This window comes from Akkermansia sp. GGCC_0220, from assembly GCF_017566105.1.
Taxonomy (GTDB): Bacteria; Verrucomicrobiota; Verrucomicrobiia; order Verrucomicrobiales; family Akkermansiaceae; genus Akkermansia; species Akkermansia massiliensis.
The window spans coordinates 1-517 of the sequence record NZ_JABFCI010000054.1 but is presented as its reverse complement, the minus strand read 5'-3'; the positions used below and the strand labels follow the sequence as shown (position 1 = coordinate 517).

Annotated in this window: 1 protein-coding gene; it reads left to right on the top strand. The window is 51.3% G+C overall.

Going from position 1 to position 517, the window contains the following annotated elements; all coding sequences use genetic code 11:
- Positions 1–517: RHS repeat-associated core domain-containing protein (locus HJW02_RS12940; RefSeq protein ID WP_208050669.1), on the top strand; the 517-nt coding region annotated here is incomplete at both ends.

Below are 517 nucleotides of genomic sequence, written 5' to 3'. Positions count from 1 at the left end.
GAACGTCCATTACCTGCGGCTACGACTACCGGGGACGGCGCTTTGAGAAGAAAGTTTTTGTCAATGGAGCAATCGCCAGTCATTCCTGGTTCCTGTACCGGGACTATCTGCAGGTAGCCCAACTGGATTTGAGGCATCCTGAACCTGTGCTTGTAAAGAGTTATTTGTGGGATCCGACGGAATCCATGGCCACGCGCATCCTGATGATGACATGCTGGCAAGAGAACGGAATGAAAGTAAAAGGGCATCTCTACTTCATGCACGATGTCATGAAGAATGTTACTTCCATCTTTGATGGACAACACACGAGAAGAGCTCGCTACGAGTACGCGCCTTTTGGTAGCCTTCTCACCACAGAAGGAGACATGGCGCAGGAAAACAAGTTCCGCTTCTCCTGCGAGTTCTCGGACGACGAACTAGGGCTGGTTTACTACAACTACCGCCACCTCAATCCCGCAGACGGCAGGTGGACCAATCGCGATCCTATCGTCGAACAGGGTGGATGGAATTTGTATGG